Raw genomic sequence first — 19,490 nt, 5'->3', positions numbered from 1 at the left:
TCAGCGCCGCCCGCCGAGCACGCCGAGCACCATGCCGGCGGAGACCAGCGCCACCCCGAGCAGCCCCGGCCAGCCCAGCCATTCCCCCAGCAGCGGGCCGGCGGCGAGCGCCGCCAGGGCGGGCGTCAGCGCCGTGATGGTGGTGGTGCGGGCGCTGCCGAGCGCGTTCACGGCGCGGGTGTAGAGGAAGCCCGCCACCACGACCGCGAAGAAGCCCTGGTAGACGAGCTGGTAGACGATGGCCCCGGCCGAGGCGGAGCCCATCGCGGAGGGCAGCGCCCACCACCACAGCGGCAGGTAGAGCAGCGGCGGGTAGAGGGCGAGCATGGTGGTGGCGGTGAGCGCCGGCACCTGCCAGCGCCGGATCAGCACGGTGAAGCTCGCCCAGGAGAGGCAGGCGGAGAGGAACAGCAGGTCGCCCCGCCAGGCGCCGGGATGGCCGCCGAAGGTGTCGCCCGCCAGCAGCAGGATGCCACCGCCCACCACCGCGAGCGAAAGCAGCCGCCCGCGCGAGAAGTACTCGCCCAGGAAGATGGCGCCGAGCAGCGCCGCCGCGAAGGGCAGCATGCCCGTCATCAGCACCGCCGCATGGGCGGTGGGGGCGTAGCGGAAGCCCCAATAGGCCAGGAGAGGATAGCCGAAGGCCGCCGTCGCCATCAGCGCCAGGCAGCGCAGCGGCGGCAGGCGCGGCCAGCCGAAGGCCGCCACCATCGCCAGCCCCACCACCAGCGAGCCGGTATAGCGCAGCGCCGCCATGTCCCAGGGCGTGAAGGCCTGGCGCGTGCCGAAGCGGGAGGAGAGCAGGAAGCCGGTCCAGACGGCGAGCACGCCCAGGGCGCAGGCGAGGCCGATCAGGCGCTCCCGCCCCGGGCGCAGGGTGGGGATCGGCAGGGCGGCGGCGGGAGACTCGGTCGACATTCCGCGACCCTAACGCCGCGCGCGGTCGCCGCCCATGCTGCGCTGCGTCGAAAATCTTCGGACGGCATCCCCAGACTCGGCGCTTGCCTCTTGCGGCGGGATTTGCGCCCGCGATATGCCAGATCGTGGTGTGGGCATTCGGCTTCACCCAAGATCTGGGTGGCCCTGTCCCCCTAGGGAAGGAGGTGCCGCGATGTCCGGCTTGCAAACCGTCGACCGCGACCGTTCCACCAATCCGCTCGATGTGCTGGAGCAGATCGTCGCCGCCAATGAGTGGGCCTTCGAGCGCCGCTCGGATGGCGAGATGGCAGTCGAGGTGCCCGGCAAGTGGTGCGACTATGGCCTGTTCTTCTCCTGGTCGCCTGAGATCAGCGCGATGCACTTCACCTGCGCCTTCGATCTGAAGGTGCCCGCCGCCCGCCGCGCGCCGCTCTATGAGCTGCTGGCGCTGGCCAACGAGAAGCTCTGGATCGGCCATTTCGGCATCGAGAGCGACGAGGGCGCGCCGGTCTATCGCCATGCCGTGCTGCTGCGCGGCACCCAGGGCGCCAGCGCCGAGAGCCTGGAAGACATGGTGGACATCGCCATCACCGAGTGCGAGCGCTTCTTCCCGGCCTTCCAGTTCGTGCTCTGGGGCGGCAAGCCGCCCTCCGAGGCGCTGGCCGCGGCCATGCTGGACTGCGTGGGCGAGGCGTGAGCACCAGCGCCTCGGAGGGCGGCGCGCTGCCGCCCCTCCTGCTGGTCGGCTGCGGCAAGATGGGCGGCGCCATGCTGGAGGGCTGGCTGGAGCGCGGCGCGGAGCAGGTGGTGGTGGTCGAGCCCTTCCCCGAGGCCACCGCCGGCTTCGCCGGGCGCGTCACCGCCTGCACCGCGGTGGAGCAGATCCCCGCCGGCTTCGCCCCCGCCGCCATGGTGCTGGCGATCAAGCCGCAGCAGGCCGATGCTGCCCTGCCCAGCCTGGCCCGCTTCGCGCAGGGCGGCGCGCTGGTGGTCTCAATCATGGCCGGCAAGACCGTTGCGGGCCTGACCGCCGCCCTCGGCGGCACGGCCCAGGTGGTGCGGGCCATGCCCAATACCCCTGCCGCCGTGCGCGAGGGCTTCACCTGCGCCTTCGCCGGCCCCGGCGTCGAGGCGGCGCAGCGCAGCCTGGCGGACGGGCTGCTCTCCGCCATCGGTGAGACCGCGTGGCTGGAGGAGGAGGGGCAGCTCGATGCCGTCACTGCCGTCTCCGGCGGCGGACCGGCCTATGTCTTCCTGCTGGCCGAGCTGCTGGAGGCCGCCGCCATCGAGCAGGGCCTGCCGCCCGCGCTGGCGCGGCAGATGGCGCGGCGTACCGTCGCCGGCTCCGGCGCCCTGCTGGCGGCAAGCACAGAGGACGCGGCGCAGCTCCGCCGCAACGTCACCAGCCCGAAGGGCACCACCGAGCGCGCCCTCAACGTGCTGATGGCCCCCGAAGCCTGGCCGCGCCTGATGTCCCAGGCGATCACCGCCGCAACCGCGCGGTCGCGGGAGCTGGCCGGCTGACGCCGGGGCGACACACCCCCCGCTGGCCTGGACGGCCGTCAGACGTGAATTCGCCATGCCCCGTCTTGGCGAAATCCTCCCCGGACCCCAGAGTTTTGGCATGAGCGACAGCACCAGCACCGCCCCCGACGACAACGCCCTGATGGACGCCCTCTGGCCGCTGGTGGCCGAGCGCGGCTGGAACGGCTTCACCTTCCCCGAGCTGGCGGAACGCTCCGGCATCGGCCTGCCCGAGTTGCGGGAGCGGGTGCCCACCAAGTTCCACCTGCTCCGCCTGCATTCCCGCCTGGTGGACAAGGTCGTCCTGGCCGACGCCGCCCTGAACGCCGGCGGCGCCCCGCGGGATCGCATCTTCGACACGTTGATGCGCCGCATCGACGCGCTGCAGCCGCACCGCGCCGGGCTGATCCGCTTCGGGCGGGAGATGCGGCACGACCCGCTGCTCAGCCTCGCCCTGGCGCCGGTGCTCGCCGCATCCATGGCCTGGATGCTGGAGGCGGCGCGGATCAACGCCTGCGGCGTGACCGGAATGCTGCGGGTGAAAGGGCTCTCGGCGGTCTGGATCGCCACGTTGCGGGCCTGGGAGCAGGACGAGAGCATGGATCTGGGCTCCACCATGGCGGCGCTGGACCGCGCGCTGGACAAGGCCGAGCGCGTCGCGCACACCCTGCGGCTCGATGCCGGCGATGCGCCGCCGCCGCCCGCCCCTGCCCCCGAGGTCGTGACCTGAGACGACGGGAAGCCGTTTTGCGCCACGCCGGCCGCGGCCTAGACTGACCGCGAAGCAAGAAACGAGGAGACGTTCATGTCGGACCGCCCGAAGTTCCCCCTGGAGACGGACATGATGCGCCTGCTTTCCGAGTTCCGCCTGCCGGCCATGCCCGACGCGGATGCGCTGGCCGCCGCGCAGCGGCGCAACCTCGAAGCGCTTTCCGCCGCCAACAAGGTGGCGCTGGAGGGGGCCCAGGCGGTGGCCCGGCGGCACATGGAGATCCTGCAGCAGTCCGTCTCCGAGATGACGCAGGCCATGCAGGGCATTTCCGGCGAGGCAACGCCGCAGGAAAAGGCAGCCAAGCAGGCCGAGGTGCTGAAGGCCAGCTACGGCCGCGCGGTTGCCAACATGCAGGAGATCGCCGAGCTCATCCAGAAGTCGAATACCGAGGCGCTGGGGGTACTCAACCGCCGCTTCGCCGAGGCGATGGATGAGGTCAAGTCGCTGATGGCGAAGTCCTCCGGCTGAGCCGGAGCAGGGGCGGCGGCGTTCCGGCCGCCCCCCACCCACAAGGCTAGGCGGGCAGCCGCACCCGCGCCCGCAGCCCGCCCAGCGGGCTGCCCTCCAGCGCAATATCCCCGCCATGCGCCCGCGCGATGTCCCGCGCGATCGCCAAACCCAGACCGGTGCCGCCGGCCGAGAAGCTGGTGAAGGGCCTGAAGGCCTCTTCCCGCGCCGCCTCCGGGATGCCCGGCCCGTCGTCATCCACCGTGATCATCACCCAGCGGCCCGGTGGCCGCCCCGGCTCCTCGCGCGGCACCTCCGTGATGGCAAAGGCGATGCGGCGGGCATGGCGACGGGCATTGTCCAGCAGGTTGCCGAGGCAACGGCGCAGCGCATCCACCCGCACCGGAAGCACCACCGTGCCCGGCGCCTCCACTGTGACCGTCGCGCCATCCTGCCGCGCGCGGGCGGCAAGGTCCTCCACCAGCTCGGCGATGTCGGCCGGCTGGGTCTGCTCCATTCCCTCGCCGCGGGCGAAGGCCAGATAGGTGGCGATCATCCGCTCCATCTCCGCCACGTCCTCCGACATGGCGGCGGCATCCTGCTCGGTGCCGGCCGGCAGCATGGCGAGGCCGAGGCGCAGCCGGGTCAGCGGGGTGCGCAGGTCGTGGCTGATGCCGGCCAGCATCTCCGTGCGTTGGGCGATGAAGCGGCGGATGCGCGCCTGCATCTGGTTGAAGGCGGCGGCGGCCTGCCGCACCTCGCTGGCGCCCTCCGGCTTGATCGGGCCGATCTCGCGCCCCATGCCGAAGGCCTCGGCGGCGCTGGCGAGGCGGCGGATGGCGCGCACCTGGTTCTTCATGAACAGCGCGGCGACGATGAACAGCAGCAGCGAGGTGCCGACCAGCCAGATGACGAACAGGTAGAGCGTGCCGAAGAACAGCCGCTTGCGCGGCGCCTCCACATGCAGCACGCCGCCCGGCATCTGCACGCGGATGATCACGCTGCGCGGATCGCTCTGCCAGTCGGTGTCGAAGGGCAGGCCGACGCGCTCGCGCAGTGCCTGGGAAAGGTCCTCCTCCAGCGGCAGGATCGGCAGCCAGCTCTGCCGCTGGCTCGGCATGCCGATGCTCGCCCCCGGCTCATAAGCCAGCGAAAGATCGAACCGCCAGGCCGCCTGCCGGAAGACCCAGCTGCGCTCCTCCTCTCCTCCCTGGCGCCCGAGGATTTCGACCACCATGCCGACATCCCCGGCGACGCCGCCGGCCAGACGGCGCGAGATGACGTCCAGATGGCCGCCGTAGAAGAGCTGCAGCGCGACCGCCTGCAGGATCAGCAGCGGCAGCAGGATGATGAGCAGGGCGCGGCCGAGCAGCCCGCGCGGCATCAGATAGCGGAACGGAGCGCCCATGCGGCGGAGCAGCCGTCGCCACCAGGAAGGGCCGCTCCTCATGTGCCGGGCTTCAGCACGTAGCCGCGGTGCCGCACCGTCTGCAGGAAGCGCGGCTCGCGCGGGTCGGGCTCGATCTTGCGGCGCAGGCGCGTCACCTGCACGTCCACCGCGCGCTCCCCCGCCTCCGGCGTGCCGAGGGCGGCGGCGATCTCCTCGCGCGTCAGCACCTCGCCGGCGCGACGGGCCAGCGCGGCGAGCAGCGCCGCCTCGCCGCCGGTGAGGCGCTGGCTGCCCTCCTGGCCGCGCAGCTCCCCGCGCTCCGGATCGAACCAGCGCGAGCCAAGCTGCACCGGCGCCAGCGGCAGGCTGGCCGGCAGCGCCGGGGCCGCCCGCCGCAGGATGGTGCGAATGCGCAGCGCCAGCTCGCGCGGATCGAAGGGCTTGGCCAGGTAGTCGTCGGCCCCGTGCTCGAAACCGGCGATGCGGTCGTCGGGCGCGCCGGCGGCGGTCAGCATCAGGATCGGCACGTCATGGCCCTGCCGGCGCAGCATCTCCGCCAGTTCCAGGCCGGATTCGCCCGGCATCATCACGTCCAGCACCAGCAGGTCGAAGGTCATGGACTGCATGGCCTGCCGCGCCAGGGCGGCATCGGCGGCGGCGGTGACGCGGAAGCCCTGCTCGGAGAGAAAGCGCTGCAGCAGGTTGCGCAGCCGCGCATCGTCATCCACCACCAGCAGGTGCGGCTCGTTCCCGCTCATGCCGCGCTCCGCGGCTTGGGATGCGAAGGGCCGCTGCGCGGGTCGGGTGGCGCGGCGCGGTCGAGCTGGGCGCGCGCCTCGGGCCCCATCAGCCCGCGCATGACGCGGCGGAACCCCTCCACCGCCACCGGCCCGGCCTCGCGATAGGCCTGCATGACCCATTCGCGCTGCCGCTCGAACAGCCGCCGCTCCAGCGCCTCGCCCTTCTCGGTCAGCGTGAGCAGGCGCTGGCGACGGTCGTTGCGGCCCGGCGTCTGGGTGACATATCCCTCCTCGACCAGCGGCGTCAGCACCCGGCCGAGGGACTGCTTGGTGATGCCGAGGATCGCCAGCAGCTCGCCCACGGTGATGCCGGGCCGTCGACCGACGAAATGCAGCACGCGGTGGTGGGCCCGGCCCATGCCGAGCTCGGCCAGGATGGCGTCGGGGCCGGCGGTGAAGTCGCGGTAGCCGAAGAACAGCAGATCCTGCGCCAGCCGGAGTTCCTCCTCGCGGAGGAAGAGCAGCTGGCGGCCTGCGCCGACGGGCCTGGCCTCGCCCGCGGCCTTCGTGTCCGGTGTATCTGGCATCCCTGGCATGCGTCCGATTTTGGTCAGCTTCGTTGACGTATTAGCGAAGCAAGTTTTACGATCCGGGTGTCAGGCGCAATGATATTGCGCAAATAAGGCAAGGAGGATCACGCTCATGACACTGGTTCCCTTTGACGACCGCGACGGCTGGATCTGGCTGGACGGGCAGATGGTGCCCTGGCGGGATGCCAAGCTGCACGTCCTGACCCACGGGCTGCATTATGCCAGCGGCGTGTTCGAGGGCGAGCGGGCCTATGGCAGAAATATTTTCAAGCTGCGCGCGCATACCGACCGGCTGATCGCCTCCGGGCGGATCCTGGGCTTCGAGATTCCCTGGAGCGCCGAGGAGATCGACGCCGCCTGCCTGGCGGTGCTGGAGAGGAACGGCCTCAGCGATGCCTATCTGCGCCCGGTCGCCTGGCGCGGCTCGGAGATGCTGGCGGTCTCGGCGCAGCAGACGAAGATCCATCTGGCGATCGCCGCCTGGGCCTGGCCGAACCTGTTCGGTGCCGACCGCATGAAGGGCGTGCGGCTTGCCATGGCGAAGTGGCGCCGCCCGGCGCCGGACACGGCGCCCACCGCCTCCAAGGCCTCGGGCCTCTACATGATCGGCACCCTCTCAAAGCACGCCGCCGAGGCGGAGGGCTATGACGACGCCCTGATGCTCGACTTCAAGGGCGATGTGGCCGAGGCGACGGGCGCCAACATCTTTTTCGTCATGGACGGCGCGCTGCACACGCCGGCACCGATCTGCTTCCTGGACGGCATCACCCGCCGCACCGTGATGAGTCTGGCCCGGCACCGGCAGATCAGCGTGGTGGAGCGCACCATCGGTGCCGATGAAATCGGTGGCGCCACGGAAGTCTTCCTGGCCGGGACCGCGGCCGAGGTGACGCCGGTTCGCGCCATCGGCGAGCACAGCTTCACCCCCGGCGCCATCACCGCGGCCCTGCTGAAGGATTACGAAGCGCTGGTGCGGCTGAATCCGGAGGAGGTGGCGCGCCGCGCCGCCTGAGCAACCCGCCTCCACGCGGCCCGGCTGCCCGGACCCGGGCAGCCGGTGCGCCTGCCGGCCGCGCTGCCGCGAGGCGTCAGCCGATGGCCAGCGCGATCGCGACCAGCACGACCACGCCCGCCAGCACGGCCAGGATCATCCGCCCGGTGCGCGGCCGGTCCGCCGAGCCGCGCGCCTCGGCCTCGCTGCCGCTGTGCGCCAGGCCCCGCGCGGCCCCGGAGGCGGCGCCGGTCTCCATCGCGCGGGCATGCGCGATCATCTCCGGGCTGGGCGGCACGCCGGCGGCCTCGTCATCGGCCCCGAGGGGAGCGGCGGCCGGATCGCTGAAGGCGACCTTGTCGCCGGTGCGGCCGCTGTCGATCTCATGGCGCAGCTTGTCTACGCGTTGGTCCGTTCCAGCCATGTCCCGTCTCCCCGGAAGGCCCAGGCCCTCCACCTTCTCATGATGTCAGCGCGGGCGGGCAGCGGCGGCCGGCCATGCCTCACGGGCCCACCCTCGCTGGCGAAATGCCAATCCTCGCCGCCCTCCCGGCACAGGGGGACGGGCCAGCGGAGCAAGGAAAGAAGCGGCCGAACCGGTGCAGGGTTTCCGGGAGGCGGAAAAAGAGGCCCGCCTTCACCTTCTCCGCCCCTCGGTTCACAATGCGCGGCAAGCACACCGAAGGGGAAAGCCGCCCGCATGAGCTGGACCGATACCACCGCCCGCCCTGCGCTGCGGCGCCTGTTCGATGCAGCCATCCGCGCCGCCGACCCGCGGGCCATCCTCGCCCGCCACCTGCCCGCGCCGCCAAAGGGCCGCGTGGTGGTGGTGGGCGCCGGCAAGTCGGCGGCGGTGATGGCGGCGGCGGTGGAGGAAGCCTGGCCGGATGCCGAGCTTTCCGGCCTCGTCATCACCCGCTACGGGCATGCCGTGCCGACCCGCCGGATCGCGGTGGTGGAAGCCTCCCACCCCGTGCCCGACGCGGCGGGCGAGGCGGCCGCGCGGCGCGTCCTGGCGGCGGTTCGGGGGCTGGGCGCGGACGATCTCGTGCTCGCGCTGATCTCCGGCGGCGGCTCGGCGCTGATGGCGCTGCCGGCGGAGGGGCTGACGCTGGCGGACAAGCAGGCGGTGAACCGTGCCCTGCTCGCCTCGGGCGCCACCATCAACGAGATGAACTGCGTGCGCCGGCACCTCTCCGCCATCAAGGGCGGGCGGCTGGCGGCGGCGGCGCATCCGGCCCGGGTGGTGACGCTCGCCATTTCCGACGTGCCGGGCGACGACCCCACCGTGATCGCCTCCGGCCCCACCGTGCCCGATCCCTCCAGCTTCGCCGAGGCGCGTGGCCTTGTCGCGCATTACGGCATCGACCTGCCGCCCGCCGTGGCGGCCCATCTGGCGGCCGCGGCGGAGGAGACCCCCAAGCCCGGCGACCCACGCCTGGCCCGCGCCGAGTTCCGCATGATCGCCACGCCGCAGATGGCGCTGGAAGCGGCGGCGGCCGAGGCGCGCACCCTCGGCCTGGCGCCGCTGCTGCTCGGAGACGCGCTGGAGGGCGAGGCGGCGGTGGTCGGCACGGTGCTGGCTGGCATTGCCCACAGCGTGCAGGCGCATGGACACCCTCTGCGCGGCCCGGCGGTGCTGCTCTCGGGCGGCGAGACCACGGTGACCATCCGCCCCGGCGTCACGCCCGGGCGGGGCGGGCGCAACAGCGAGTGCCTGCTGGGCTTTACACTGGCGGCCGCCGCGATGCAGGGCTGCTGGGCACTGATGGGAGATACGGACGGCATCGACGGATCGGAGGACAATGCCGGCGCCCTCGCCGCGCCCGACACCCTCGCCCGCGCCATGGCGGCCGGGCTGGACGCGCGGGGCCTGCTGGCGTCACACAACAGCCACGCCTTGTTCGAGCGGCTTGGCGATACCATCGTCACCGGGCCAACGCTTACGAATGTCAATGATTTCCGTGCCATTCTGATCGCCTGAGCCGAGTCGGGCTCCCGCCCAGCGGGCCAAAGCGCCCGCCTCCTCTCCCGAGCGGGCCAAAGCCGCCCGCAGCCGAAGGACAGAACTTTGCCGCCGCGCATTCCCCTCCGCCGCCGCCGCCGCACCAAGATCATCGCCACCCTCGGCCCCGCCAGCTCCACGCCGGAGGTGATCGAGCGCCTCTACCGCGGCGGGGCCGACGTGTTCCGGCTCAATTTCAGCCATGGCAGCCATGAGGACCATGCCAGCCGCATCCTGATGATTCGCGCGCTGGAGAGGCGCGTCGGGCGGCCGATCGGCATCCTGGCGGATGTTCAGGGCCCCAAGCTGCGTGTTGGCCGCTTCCAGGGCGGGCGGGTGCAGCTGCAGACTGGCCAGAGCTTCCGCCTCGACCTCAGCGCGACGCCGGGCGACGTGCGGCGCGTGCAGCTGCCGCATCCCGAGATCATCGAGGCCGCGCGCATCGGCACCACCCTGCTGCTGGATGACGGCAAGCTGCGCCTGCGCGTGGTGCACAAGCGCGACGACCACCTGGAGACGGAAATCCTGGTCGGCGGCCCGCTCTCCGACCGCAAGGGCGTCAACGTGCCGGACGTGGCGCTGCCCATCCCGGCCCTGACGCCGAAGGACCGCGCCGACCTCGACTTCGTGCTGCCGCTGGGCATCGAATATATCGGCCTCTCCTTCGTGCAGCGGCCGGAGGACGTGATCCAGGTGAAGGAAATCGCCGACGGGCGTGCCTGGGTGATGGTGAAGATGGAGAAGCCGCAGGCCGTCGAGAACCTGGAGGGCATCCTCGACGCCACGGACTGCGCCATGGTCGCGCGCGGCGACCTCGGCGTGGAGTGCCCGCCCGAGGAGGTGCCGCTGGTGCAGAAGCGCATCGTGCGCGAGTGCCGCCGGCGCGGCCTGCCCGTCGTGGTGGCGACGCAGATGCTGGAGAGCATGATCAACGCGCCCTCCCCCACCCGCGCCGAGGCCTCGGACGTCGCCACGGCGGTGTTCGACGGGGCGGACGCGGTGATGCTCTCCGCCGAGAGCGCCGCCGGCCAGTTCCCCTACGAGGCGGTGAACATGATGGACCGCATCCTGGCCCGGGTGGAGCAGGATGACGGCTGGCGGCAGATCACCGACGCGGCGCGCCCCTCGCCGGAGAAGAACTCGGCCGGCGCCATCGCCGCCGCCGCGCGCCAGGTGGCTGAGACCATTGGCGCCCAGGCGATCGCCACCTTCACCGCCACCGGCTCCACCACCCTGCGCGTGGCGCGGGAGCGGCCGGCCAGCCCGATCATCGGCCTGACCTCCAGCGAGGCGACGGCGCGGCGCATGGCGGTGGTCTGGGGCGTCCACCCACTGCCCTCCGCCGAGCCGCACAGCATGACCGACATGGTGGCCAAGGCGGTGCGCGCGGCGCAGACCGAGGGCTTCGCGCAGGCGGGCGAGGAAGTGGTGGTGACGGCAGGCGTGCCCTTCGGGACGCCGGGCACCACGAACGCGCTGCGGGTTGCCACGGTGAAGTAGGAAAGGGCAAGGCCGGGGAAGACATTCCCCGGCGGGCTTCAGGCCAGCGGGAAGGCGGCGCCCATCCGCTTGATGTGGTCGCCCTCGTGGCGGGCCACTTCCGCCATGACCAGGTCCGTCGCCCCGTCGCGCAGCGCCCGGCGCGCCTCCAGCGCCGGGGACGTGCCGTAGATGCCATGGCCGTCCGTTCCGAGAACGGTGGCCACCCCGGCGCCGATGAGCCTCGCCAGCCTGCGGCCCCCGCCGCTCCGCCCGGGGCCGCTGCGGTAGCCCAGCGCTCTGTTCGAGCCGATGCCCATTTCCACCACGGCGCCGATCTCCTGGGCGAGGGTCACCTCCCGCCGCCCGATGCCGTAGAGGGCATGGCCGATCCTGCCCATGCCGGGCGGCAGTCCCGCCTCCCGGAACCCTTCCAGCGCCGCGCGCACGTTCCCGGGGTGGCAGGGCGTTTCGCCCGCATGGACCCGGACCACCGTGGGAAGGCCGCGGCGCACGCGCCCGGCGGCCCAGGCAACCACCACCGGCATGAAATCCTCGGTCGGGTTGGTTTCATGCCCGGCGAGATCAGCGCCGGCCAGGAGCGGGTGCCCCTCCATCAGCTCGCCAAGCCGCGCCAGGGACCGGGCGATGTCGGTGGGCGCGGCATGCCGGTTGATCGTGGCCAGGAACAGGATGCGGACCCCGGCCGTGGCCTGGAGCCGCCGGGCCGCCAGCCCGGCTGCGCGCATCCAGGCCTCGCCCTCCTCGCCCGCGGCCAGCGGGGCGCTGGCGCTGAATTCGATATGCGTCACCCCGTCGCGGCGGGCATCCTCCGCCACCGAGGTGAGGATGCCGGGGAGAAGCGCCGGGTGGGCGCCCAGCGGCCGACGGATGGAATAGGCCCGCTCCAGCAGGACGAAGGGGTCCGGCCCCTCGCCTGTCGCGGGACGCCGGGGCATCTCCATGGCCGCCTCCAGCAGGGCGAGGCTCTCCGGCGGCAGGTCCCGGAGCCGGACCATGGGCGAGCCACGGGCGGGCGCGGCGATGCCGCCGGGCAGGATGCGCGTGTCGCCCTCGGCCAGCCGGACGCCCTCAGGCAAGGGGACCTCCGCGAGGCGCAGCATGGCGGCGGGGTAATCGAGGTCATGCAGCAGCCCGAGGCGGATGATCTCGGCAGACCGCGGCGCACCGGTGAGGTGCGTATGGATGTCGGTGGTGACCGACGGCGCTGCGGGGGTGCTCGGGGGCTGTTCCATGTCCGACCTTAGCGGGAGCAGCGGAGCGCCGCCATCAAAACATGGAGCACGCCTCCGGACCCAACCTGCCGCATCGAGCCGCCCCGTCGCCCCTTGAGGGCCGTGCGGCGCGGCGCGCTTCAGCCTGCCGCCTTCTCGCGCTCCAGCAGCTCCCGCTTGCGCGGCAGACCCCAGCGATACCCGGTCAGCGCGCCGTCCTTGCCGATCACCCGATGGCAGGGCACGGCCAGCGCGGCGGGATTGGCCGCGCAGGCGGCCGCCACGGCGCGCACCGCGCGGGGCTGGCCAATCGCTTCCGCGAGGCCGGAATAGGTGGTGGTCCGCCCCGGTGGAATCGCCATCAGCGCCTGCCAGACGCGCTGCTGGAAGGCGGTGCCGCGCAGGTCCAGCGGCAGCGCCCGGGCGGCATGCGGCTCCTCGATCAGGGCCACCACGCTTCGCAGCATCGCCGCCATCGCCTCGCCGCCGGGCAGGTGCCTGGCCCGCGGGAAGCGTGCGGAGAGCTCGCCAAGCAGGGCCGCCTCATCCGGCCCGAAGGCGATGCGGCAGATGCCCTTCTCCGTCGCCGCCACCATCAGCGGTCCAAGCGGGGAGTCGGTGAAGGCGTGGTGGATCGTCTCGCCCTCGCCGCCACGCCGCGCGGCGCCGGGGCTCATGCCAAGCAGCCGGCCGGGCTGCTCATAGACGCGGCTTTCGCTGCCGAAGCCCGCCTCCGCCACCGCCTCGGCCACCCGCGCGCCCTCGCCCAGCGCGGCCTGAAGGCGGCGCGCCTTCACCGCATCGGCATAGGCGCGCGGGGTCAGGCCGGTGATCTCGCGGAACAGCCGCAGGAAGTGGTGGCGGGCGTAGCCCGCGTGCGCGGCCAACTCGGCCAGGGGCGGCATCGCCTCCGCCGCCTCGATGCGGGCGCAGGCGTCGCGCACGGCCTCGGCGTGCAGGGCGGCGCGCGCGCCAAGGGGGTCGCAGCGGCGGCAGGCGCGGAAGCCGGCAGCCTCGGCGCTGGCGCAATCCGGAAAGAAGCGGACATTGCGGCGCAGCGGCAGGCGGGAGGGGCAGCCGAACCGGCAGTACACACCCTGCGTGGCCACGGCATAGACCATGTCGGGCCTCGCCTCGCGGCGTTGCAGCTCAGCCCAGAGCATCTCGGGATCGGGGTTCATGCCGGGCTTTGTGCCAGGAGCGGCTCTTGCAGCGCCATCCGCCGGTTGCGGCGGTTCAGATGCCCTGCCCATGCGCCGCACGATAGAGCTTCCGCAGCCGCTCCTCCGCACCGGGCATGCGGGGATAGATCGCCACGGCCTCCTGCATGGAGCGCAGCGCATCCTCGGCATCGCCCATCTGCTCCTGGAGCGAGGAGAGCACCGCCAGCGCGCTGAAGTGGCGCGGCTCCAGCGTCAGGACCTGGCGCAGGTCGCGCAGCGCGGCGGTGAAGTCGCCCATTTCGGCCAGGGCCTGGGCGCGCAGCAACCATGCCTGGACGCAGTCGGGCTGGAGCACCAGCGCCGCATCAAAGTCCTCCACCGCATCGGCGGCGGCCTCGCTGCGCAGGTTGCGCTGGCCACGATCGAGCAGCAGCGTCACCGCCGGCGAGGCGGCCTGCGCCCACAGGCTGCGGATCTGCGCCGCCAGGGCGGCGGCGAGGGTGTCGTCCGGGGCGCTCGGCAGGGCATCCAGCAGGCGGTCGAGCTGGGCGCGGCGCGCCTCGGGGGCGGTGGGGCGCGGGTCGGGCTGCGCCGCCGCGCCGAGTGGCAGGAGCGGCAGGGTCAGGGCGGAAGCCAGGAGGAACGGCGCGGCGCGCATGCTCCAAAGGTTGGATCATGCGGCCGCGCGCGCAAGGGAAATCCGCGCGCCGGCGCCTCAGCGGCGGTCGCTGCGCGGGTCGAGCGCATCGCGCAGCCCGTCACCCACCAGGTTGAAGGCCAGCACCACCAGGAAGATGGCGAGGCCGGGATAGACCGACATCCAGGGCGCCTGGGTCAGGAAGCGCTGCGCGGCATTCAGCATCGAGCCCCAGGAGGGTGCCGGCGGCTGCTGGCCGAGGCCGAGGAAGGAGAGCGAGGCCTCGGCGATGATCGCCTCGGCGATCGCCAGCGTGCCCTGCACCAGCAGCGGCGGGATGATGTTGGGCAGAACGTGGCGCAGCGCCGTGCGCCAGGGCGGATTGCCGAGGGCGCGCGCCGCCTCCACCCAGTCGGTGCTCTTCGCCTCCAGCGCCATGCCGCGCGCCAGCCGCACGAAGATCGGCGTGGCGGAGATGGCGATGGCCAGCATCGCGTTCTCCAGCGCCGGGCCGAGGAAGGCGGCGAGCGCGATGGCGAGGATGAGGAAGGGCACGGAGAGCATGGCATCGGCGATGCGCGAGACCAGCGCGTCCACCCAGCCGCCGGCCAGCCCCGCCAGCAGGCCGAAGGGCACGCCGAGGCAGACCGCCGCCGCCACCGAGACGATGCCCGCCATCAGCGAGGCGCGGGCGCCCCAGACCACCCGCGAGAAGACGTCCCGCCCGTTCTCGTCGGTGCCGAACCAGTAGAGCGCGGAGGGCGGCTTGCGGATGCGCGACCAGGAGGTGGCGACCGGATCGTATTGCGCGACCCAGGGCGCCAGCAGCGCCACGGCGACGAAGACCAGCACCACCAGCAGCCCCGCCATCGCCAGCCTGTGCCGGGCGAAGCGGCGCAGCGCGCGCCGCGCCGGGCTCTCGCCGCGCGCGGCCGTGGCGGCCGGAGAGAGCGCCGCGCTCATGCGGACCTCAGGCGCGGGTTGATGGCCATGTAGAGCAGGTCGGCCAGCAGGGAGAGCAGCACGAAGATCAGGGCGGTGGCCATCACCACGCCCTGCACCACGGGGTAGTCGCGGTTGAACACCGCATCGACGATCAGCTTGCCGAAGCCGGGAATGGTGAAGATCTGCTCGGTCAGCACCGCCCCGGCCAGGAGGCGCCCGAGTTCGATGGTGCCGAGCGTCACCACCGGGATCAGCGCGTTGCGCAGCGCGTGCTTGGCGACCACGAGGCGCTCCGGCAGGCCCTTGGCGCGGGCGGTGCGGACATAGTCCTGGCTGAGCGCCGTCAGCATCGCCGCCCGGGTATGGCGCATCAGCACGCCGGCGATGCCGCTGCCCAGCACGAAGGCCGGCATGATGGTGGTGGCGAGCGACTGCACGGGATCCTCGGTGAAGGGCACGTAGCCCGAGGGCGGCAGCCAGCCGAGCTTCACGCTGAACAGCAGGATCATCATGATGCCCAGCCAGAAGTTCGGCGTGGAGATGCCGGCCAGCGCCAGCCCGTTGGCCGCCCAGTCCGCCGGCCGGTCCTTGTAGACGGCCGAGAGGATGCCGGCCGGCACGCCGATCGCCACGGCGATGACGAAGGCCATCAGCCCGAGCTGCAGCGTGACCGGCAGCTTCTCCAGGATCAGCGCGCCCACGGGCATGCGGATGCGCCAGGAGAAGCCGAAATCGCCCATCAGGATCTTGCCCAGCCAGGCGAGGTACTGCGCCCAGATCGGCCGGTCGAGCATCAGCTCGCTGCGGATCTCGGCCAGCACCGCGGGGTCGCGCTCCTCGCCCGCCATGATCAGCGCCGGGTCGCCCGGCATGAGTTGCTGCAGGCCGAAGATCAGCATGGAGAGGATGAGCAGGGTGGGCAGGATCTGCCCGACCCGGCGGAGCAGCCAGAGGCCCATGTCCGGCTCAGTCCAGCTTCAGGCCCTGCACCCGCACGATGCCGTCCGGCACCATGCGGAAGCCCTCCAGCTTGCTCGACACGCCAAAGACCAGCTTGCGGCTCCAGAGATAGCTGCGCGACTGGTCCTTTCCGATGGCGATCGGCCACACCTGATCGTAGAGCGCGCGGCGCTTGCCTTCGTCCATCTCCGCCCGCGCGGCGTCGAGCAGGCGGTCCACTTCAGGGTTGGCGTAGCGGCCGTCATTGCTGGCGCCGCGGCTGTGCAGGAAGGCCCAGGTATTGCCGTCCGGGTCGATGCGCCCGGACCAGGCGGACATGTAGGCCTGGAACTCGCCGCGATGCGCGGCGGCGAGGCTGGAAGCGAACTCCATGCTGCTGATGCGCAGCTCGAAGCCGGCCTCCGCCACCATGGACTGGATCACCTCCGCCGCCTGGCGCAGCTCGGGGTTGGTCGGCACCGTCATCTCGACGACGAAGGGCGTCCTGACGCCGGCCTCCTTCAGCAGCGCGCGCGCCTTCTCCACGTCCCGCTGCGGCGGCGGGAAGTCCTGGTCGTAATAGGGGCTGGCGGGCGGCAGCGGCTGCGCCACCGGCGTCACCATGCCCTCGAAGACCACCTGGTTCAGCGCGTCTCGGTCGATCGCCAGATCGAAGGCGCGGCGGATGCGGGCGTCCTTGCCGAAGGGCGTGTCGGCGCGCGACCCGTTGCCGACATTGAACAGGATGCTCTGGTAGGCAAGGCTGTCGCCCACGGCGATGCGCAGCGCGCGGTTGCCCTTGATCGCCGGGATGTCGGTCGGCGCGATCTCGGTCACTTCCAGCGCGCCGGATTGCAGGTTGGCCAGCCGCACCGAGCTGTCGGCGATCGGCAGATAGACGACGCGGTCCACATGGACGTTGCCGGCATCCCAGTAGCCCGGGAACTTCTCCAGCACGATGCGGTCCTGCGCCACCCGCTCGACGAAGCGGAAGGGCCCGTTGCAGACCGGCCTGGTGCCGAAATCCTTGCCCGCCGCCTCGGCCGCCTTGGGGCTGACCACCATGCCGGCGCGGTCGGTGAGCTGCGAGAGGAAGGCCGCCGAGGGCTCCTTCAGGTGGATGCGCAGGGTCTGCGGGTCCACCACGTCGAGGCTCTCGATGGTGTTGATCTCGCTGCGCCGGAAGCTGCCTTGCATCGTCATGTGGCGCTTCAGCGAATAGACCACCGCCTCGGCGTCCATGATCTCGCCGTCATGGAACTTCACGCCCTGGCGCAGGGTGATGCGCAGGGTCTTCGGGCCCTCCCAGTTGTAGCCGGTGGCGAGCTGCGGGACGATCTGCAGCTTCTCGTTGATGTCGAACAGCTTGTCGCAGAGCCCGGCGAAGACGATGCGGCCGACATAGGTGCGGGCCAGCGTCGGGTCGAGGATGTCGGGGTCCTCGCGCAGGCCGATGCGGAGGGTCTGCGCCTGCGCGGCGGTGGCGAGCAGGCCCGCGCCGAGGGCGAGCGCAGCGAGAAGCGGCGTCTTCCTGGTCATGAAGCAACTCCCGTTTTCTGGTGCGGGCTTGGCTGCCCGGGGGCGAAGAAGGCCTGCAGGCGGCGCAGGCGCTCGCCGCCATGGTCGATCTCCCGCGGCGGGGCGGCGGCGGGCAGGCTGTCGCGGAAATGGCAGGCGGCCTGATGGGCGAGGTTGCCGCCGGCCTCGGCGAGGGCGGGCACCTCGCTGCGGCAGATCGCCTGGGCGAAGGGGCAGCGCGTGTGAAAGCGGCAGGCGGCGGGCGGCGCGATCGGGCTGGGCATGTCGCCCTGCAGCGGCGCGGCTGCTCCACCCGCACCCTGCCCCGGCACCGCCGCCAGCAGCGCGCGCGTATAGGGGTGGCGCGGATCGCCGAAGACCTCGGCGGCCGGACCCAGCTCGACGATCTGGCCGAGATACATCACCGCCACGCGGTCGGCGATGTGGCGCACCACCGCGAGGTCGTGGCTGATCAGCACGAAGGTCAGGCCGAGCTCGCGGATGAGGTCCTGCAGCAGGTTCACCACCTGCGCCTGCACGGAGACGTCGAGCGCCGAGACCGGTTCGTCCCCCACCACCAGCCTCGGCCCGGAGGCGAGCGCGCGGGCGATGGCGACGCGTTGCCGCTGGCCGCCGCTGAACTCGTGCGGCCAGCGCCGCGCCAGCTCCGGTCGCAGCCCGACCCGTTGCAGCAGCGCCGCCACCCGCCCCGGCACCTCGGCGCGCGGCACCAGCCGGTGCAGCAGCAGCGGCTCGGCGATGGCCTGCTCCACCGTCATGCGCGGGTCGAGGCTGGCGAAGGGATCCTGGAAGATGAGCTGCATGTCGCGCCGACGGGTGCGCAGCACGGCGGGGGACAGCGCGCCGAGATCCTCCCCGGCGAAGCGCACCGTGCCGGCATCGGGCGCGATCAGCCGCAGCATCAGGCGGCCCAGGGTGGACTTGCCGCAGCCGCTCTCGCCGACGATGGCCAGCACCTCGCCCTCGGCGACGGAAAGCGCCACGCCGTCCACCGCATGCACCGCACCGCGCATACGGCCGAGCGCGTCCCTGACCGGGAAGTGCTTGACCAGCCCGGACAGTTCCAGGATCGGCGCGCTCATGCCGCGCCCTCCAGGATCTGCTCCAGCGGGGCGCGGTGGCAGGCGGCGACATGGCCGGGCACCATCTCGTAGAGCGGCACCGGCTCGGCGCAGCGGGCGATGGCGAAGGGGCAGCGCGGCGCGAAGCGGCAGCCGGGGGGCGGTGCCGCCAGATCAGGCACCGTGCCTTCGATGCTGGCAAGCCGCCCGCCCCCACCCTCCAGGCGTGGCGCCGCACCGAGCAGCCCGACCGTGTAGGGATGCTGCGGCATGGCGAAGAGCCGCGCCGCCGGGGCGCGTTCGATCACCTGCCCGGCATACATGACCACCACCTCGTCCGCCTGGTCGGCGACCACGCCGAGGTCGTGGGTGATCAGCACCGTGGCGGTGCCGGTCTCGCGCTTCAGCTCGGCCAGCAGGGAGAGGATCTGCGCCTGCACGGTGACATCCAGCGCCGTGGTCGGCTCGTCGGCGATCAGCAGCCGGGGCCGGCAGGCCAGGGCGATGGCGATCATCACCCGCTGGCGCATGCCGCCCGAGAGCTGGTGCGGATACTGCCGCGCGCGCCGCGCCGCCTCGGGGATGCGTACCTGCTCCAGTGCCGCGATGGCAGCCTCGGCGGCGGCCTTGCGGCCCATGCCGCGATGCTGGCGGAGCGCCTCGGCCACCTGCTCGCCGGCCGTGAAGGCGGGGTTCAGGCTGGTCATCGGCTCCTGGAAGATCATCGCCATCTCGGCGCCGCGCAGGCGCCGCCGCGCATCCGGCGGCAGCTCGGCGATCTCTTGCCCGGCAAGGCGGATGGTGCCGGTGACCTGTGCCGAGCCCGGCAGCAGCCCCATGATCGCCAGGCTGGTGGCCGACTTGCCGCAGCCGCTCTCGCCGACGATCGCCAGGGTCCTGCCCGCGGGCACGGTGAAGGAAAGGCCCTGCACCGCCCGGAAGGGGCCACGATCGGTGCGGAAGCTGACCGAGAGGCCGATGACCTCCAGGGCGGGGACGGTCATGGCGCCGCGACGCGCCGGCAGGGGATGAACCGCATGGGATCCCCGCTTGCAGGAAGCGGGCCAAAGCGCGCCACACGAGCGCGAAAGCCGCTCCGTCACTGGTTGGCAACG

The 19,490-nt window shown here is 72.4% G+C and carries 20 protein-coding genes; 7 read left to right on the top strand and 13 right to left on the bottom strand.

Annotated elements, in window-relative coordinates; genetic code table 11:
- On the bottom strand, nt 1-918 hold the full coding sequence (locus QMO56_RS09010) for a DMT family transporter (protein WP_283525053.1): 918 nt from the start codon (nt 916-918) through the stop codon (nt 1-3).
- A 193-nt stretch (nt 919-1,111) separates the two neighbouring features.
- Here QMO56_RS09010 and QMO56_RS09005 point away from each other — a divergent pair, with 193 nt between their 5' ends.
- The 4 genes from QMO56_RS09005 to QMO56_RS08990 all read left to right on the top strand — a co-directional run bounded on the left by QMO56_RS09005 (nt 1,112) and on the right by QMO56_RS08990 (nt 3,682).
- Nucleotides 1,112-1,615, top strand: coding sequence for a YbjN domain-containing protein (locus QMO56_RS09005; protein WP_283525052.1), 504 nt, complete (start codon nt 1,112-1,114; stop codon nt 1,613-1,615).
- Nucleotides 1,612-2,442, top strand: coding sequence for a pyrroline-5-carboxylate reductase (proC, locus tag QMO56_RS09000; protein ID WP_283525050.1), 831 nt, complete (start codon nt 1,612-1,614; stop codon nt 2,440-2,442). Before QMO56_RS09005 ends, proC begins: the two co-directional genes overlap by 4 nt.
- A gap of 100 nt (nt 2,443-2,542) precedes the next feature.
- Nucleotides 2,543-3,172 carry a TetR family transcriptional regulator gene (locus QMO56_RS08995; protein ID WP_283525048.1) on the top strand — a complete coding sequence of 210 codons (630 nt, stop codon included), beginning with the start codon at nt 2,543-2,545 and terminating at the stop codon, nt 3,170-3,172.
- A gap of 75 nt (nt 3,173-3,247) precedes the next feature.
- Complete coding sequence (locus QMO56_RS08990; RefSeq protein WP_283525046.1) at nt 3,248-3,682, top strand: phasin family protein; 435 nt, start codon at nt 3,248-3,250, stop codon at nt 3,680-3,682.
- A 46-nt stretch (nt 3,683-3,728) separates the two neighbouring features.
- On the opposite strand, the gene QMO56_RS08985 is transcribed toward QMO56_RS08990, so the two are convergent.
- The 3 genes from QMO56_RS08985 to QMO56_RS08975 are packed head-to-tail and all read right to left on the bottom strand — an operon-like array spanning nt 3,729 to nt 6,378.
- On the bottom strand, nt 3,729-5,111 hold the full coding sequence (locus QMO56_RS08985; protein ID WP_283525044.1) for an ATP-binding protein: 1,383 nt from the start codon (nt 5,109-5,111) through the stop codon (nt 3,729-3,731).
- Nucleotides 5,108-5,809 (bottom strand): response regulator, encoded by a 702-nt coding sequence (locus QMO56_RS08980; RefSeq protein ID WP_283525042.1) that lies wholly within the window; start codon nt 5,807-5,809, stop codon nt 5,108-5,110. The genes QMO56_RS08985 and QMO56_RS08980 overlap by 4 nt, the downstream gene beginning before the upstream one ends.
- Nucleotides 5,806-6,378 carry a MarR family winged helix-turn-helix transcriptional regulator gene (locus QMO56_RS08975; protein WP_283525041.1) on the bottom strand — a complete coding sequence of 191 codons (573 nt, stop codon included), beginning with the start codon at nt 6,376-6,378 and terminating at the stop codon, nt 5,806-5,808. The genes QMO56_RS08980 and QMO56_RS08975 overlap by 4 nt, the downstream gene beginning before the upstream one ends.
- 115 nt (nt 6,379-6,493) lie before the next feature.
- Here QMO56_RS08975 and QMO56_RS08970 point away from each other — a divergent pair, with 115 nt between their 5' ends.
- Nucleotides 6,494-7,393: a branched-chain amino acid aminotransferase gene (locus QMO56_RS08970; protein WP_283525039.1), complete on the top strand. Its 900-nt coding sequence runs from the start codon at nt 6,494-6,496 to the stop codon at nt 7,391-7,393.
- 76 nt (nt 7,394-7,469) lie between these two features.
- On the opposite strand, the gene QMO56_RS08965 is transcribed toward QMO56_RS08970, so the two are convergent.
- A complete protein-coding gene (locus tag QMO56_RS08965; RefSeq protein ID WP_283525037.1) occupies nt 7,470-7,796 on the bottom strand; it encodes a hypothetical protein in 327 nt (108 codons plus the stop codon).
- 276 nt (nt 7,797-8,072) lie between these two features.
- Here QMO56_RS08965 and QMO56_RS08960 point away from each other — a divergent pair, with 276 nt between their 5' ends.
- Nucleotides 8,073-9,356 carry a glycerate kinase gene (locus tag QMO56_RS08960; protein WP_283525035.1) on the top strand — a complete coding sequence of 428 codons (1,284 nt, stop codon included), beginning with the start codon at nt 8,073-8,075 and terminating at the stop codon, nt 9,354-9,356.
- Between the two features lie 87 nt (nt 9,357-9,443).
- Nucleotides 9,444-10,877 carry a pyruvate kinase gene (gene pyk, locus QMO56_RS08955; protein WP_283525034.1) on the top strand — a complete coding sequence of 478 codons (1,434 nt, stop codon included), beginning with the start codon at nt 9,444-9,446 and terminating at the stop codon, nt 10,875-10,877.
- Between the two features lie 38 nt (nt 10,878-10,915).
- Here pyk and QMO56_RS08950 read toward each other — a convergent pair whose 3' ends face one another.
- From QMO56_RS08950 to QMO56_RS08915, 8 genes are all read right to left on the bottom strand, one after another.
- Entirely contained in the window at nt 10,916-12,112 is a 1,197-nt protein-coding gene (locus tag QMO56_RS08950) for a hypothetical protein (RefSeq protein ID WP_283525033.1), read from the bottom strand.
- Nucleotides 12,113-12,231: 119 nt separating this feature from the next.
- Complete coding sequence (gene ada / locus QMO56_RS08945) at nt 12,232-13,272, bottom strand: bifunctional DNA-binding transcriptional regulator/O6-methylguanine-DNA methyltransferase Ada (RefSeq protein WP_283525031.1); 1,041 nt, start codon at nt 13,270-13,272, stop codon at nt 12,232-12,234.
- Nucleotides 13,273-13,327: 55 nt separating this feature from the next.
- Nucleotides 13,328-13,912 (bottom strand): tetratricopeptide repeat protein, encoded by a 585-nt coding sequence (locus QMO56_RS08940; protein ID WP_283525030.1) that lies wholly within the window; start codon nt 13,910-13,912, stop codon nt 13,328-13,330.
- A gap of 57 nt (nt 13,913-13,969) precedes the next feature.
- Entirely contained in the window at nt 13,970-14,854 is an 885-nt protein-coding gene (locus tag QMO56_RS08935; RefSeq protein ID WP_283525028.1) for an ABC transporter permease, read from the bottom strand.
- Nucleotides 14,851-15,795, bottom strand: coding sequence for an ABC transporter permease (locus QMO56_RS08930; protein WP_283525026.1), 945 nt, complete (start codon nt 15,793-15,795; stop codon nt 14,851-14,853). The genes QMO56_RS08935 and QMO56_RS08930 overlap by 4 nt, the downstream gene beginning before the upstream one ends.
- Before the next feature lie 7 nt (nt 15,796-15,802).
- Nucleotides 15,803-17,314, bottom strand: coding sequence for an ABC transporter substrate-binding protein (locus QMO56_RS08925; RefSeq protein WP_283525025.1), 1,512 nt, complete (start codon nt 17,312-17,314; stop codon nt 15,803-15,805).
- The gene (locus QMO56_RS08920) at nt 17,311-18,396 is read right to left on the bottom strand and encodes an ABC transporter ATP-binding protein (RefSeq protein ID WP_283525023.1); all 1,086 of its coding nucleotides are present in this window, start codon (nt 18,394-18,396) and stop codon (nt 17,311-17,313) included. The genes QMO56_RS08925 and QMO56_RS08920 overlap by 4 nt, the downstream gene beginning before the upstream one ends.
- Complete coding sequence (locus QMO56_RS08915) at nt 18,393-19,379, bottom strand: ABC transporter ATP-binding protein (RefSeq protein ID WP_283525022.1); 987 nt, start codon at nt 19,377-19,379, stop codon at nt 18,393-18,395. Before QMO56_RS08915 ends, QMO56_RS08920 begins: the two co-directional genes overlap by 4 nt.
- Nucleotides 19,380-19,490 lie beyond the last annotated feature (111 nt).

The sequence above is a fragment of the Roseomonas sp. E05 genome, from assembly GCF_030063475.1.
GTDB lineage: Bacteria > Pseudomonadota > Alphaproteobacteria > Acetobacterales > Acetobacteraceae > Pseudoroseomonas.
Note: the sequence above shows the minus strand (reverse complement) of the source record. Positions and strands in the feature narration are given on the sequence as shown.

Excerpts from the sequence above, each read along its gene's own strand:
- QMO56_RS09010 (WP_283525053.1), bottom strand. The coding sequence starts at position 918 with ATGTCGACCGAGTCTCCCGCCGCCGCCCTGCCGATCCCCACCCTGCGC.
- QMO56_RS09005 (WP_283525052.1), top strand. The coding sequence starts at position 1,112 with ATGTCCGGCTTGCAAACCGTCGACCGCGACCGTTCCACCAATCCGCTC.
- QMO56_RS08995 (WP_283525048.1), top strand. The coding sequence starts at position 2,543 with ATGAGCGACAGCACCAGCACCGCCCCCGACGACAACGCCCTGATGGAC.
- QMO56_RS08990 (WP_283525046.1), top strand. The coding sequence starts at position 3,248 with ATGTCGGACCGCCCGAAGTTCCCCCTGGAGACGGACATGATGCGCCTG.
- QMO56_RS08985 (WP_283525044.1), bottom strand. The coding sequence starts at position 5,111 with ATGAGGAGCGGCCCTTCCTGGTGGCGACGGCTGCTCCGCCGCATGGGC.
- QMO56_RS08980 (WP_283525042.1), bottom strand. The coding sequence starts at position 5,809 with ATGAGCGGGAACGAGCCGCACCTGCTGGTGGTGGATGACGATGCGCGG.
- QMO56_RS08975 (WP_283525041.1), bottom strand. The coding sequence starts at position 6,378 with ATGCCAGATACACCGGACACGAAGGCCGCGGGCGAGGCCAGGCCCGTC.
- QMO56_RS08970 (WP_283525039.1), top strand. The coding sequence starts at position 6,494 with ATGACACTGGTTCCCTTTGACGACCGCGACGGCTGGATCTGGCTGGAC.
- QMO56_RS08965 (WP_283525037.1), bottom strand. The coding sequence starts at position 7,796 with ATGGCTGGAACGGACCAACGCGTAGACAAGCTGCGCCATGAGATCGAC.
- QMO56_RS08960 (WP_283525035.1), top strand. The coding sequence starts at position 8,073 with ATGAGCTGGACCGATACCACCGCCCGCCCTGCGCTGCGGCGCCTGTTC.
- QMO56_RS08950 (WP_283525033.1), bottom strand. The coding sequence starts at position 12,112 with ATGGAACAGCCCCCGAGCACCCCCGCAGCGCCGTCGGTCACCACCGAC.
- ada (WP_283525031.1), bottom strand. The coding sequence starts at position 13,272 with ATGAACCCCGATCCCGAGATGCTCTGGGCTGAGCTGCAACGCCGCGAG.
- QMO56_RS08940 (WP_283525030.1), bottom strand. The coding sequence starts at position 13,912 with ATGCGCGCCGCGCCGTTCCTCCTGGCTTCCGCCCTGACCCTGCCGCTC.
- QMO56_RS08935 (WP_283525028.1), bottom strand. The coding sequence starts at position 14,854 with ATGAGCGCGGCGCTCTCTCCGGCCGCCACGGCCGCGCGCGGCGAGAGC.
- QMO56_RS08930 (WP_283525026.1), bottom strand. The coding sequence starts at position 15,795 with ATGGGCCTCTGGCTGCTCCGCCGGGTCGGGCAGATCCTGCCCACCCTG.
- QMO56_RS08925 (WP_283525025.1), bottom strand. The coding sequence starts at position 17,314 with ATGACCAGGAAGACGCCGCTTCTCGCTGCGCTCGCCCTCGGCGCGGGC.
- QMO56_RS08920 (WP_283525023.1), bottom strand. The coding sequence starts at position 18,396 with ATGAGCGCGCCGATCCTGGAACTGTCCGGGCTGGTCAAGCACTTCCCG.
- QMO56_RS08915 (WP_283525022.1), bottom strand. The coding sequence starts at position 19,379 with ATGACCGTCCCCGCCCTGGAGGTCATCGGCCTCTCGGTCAGCTTCCGC.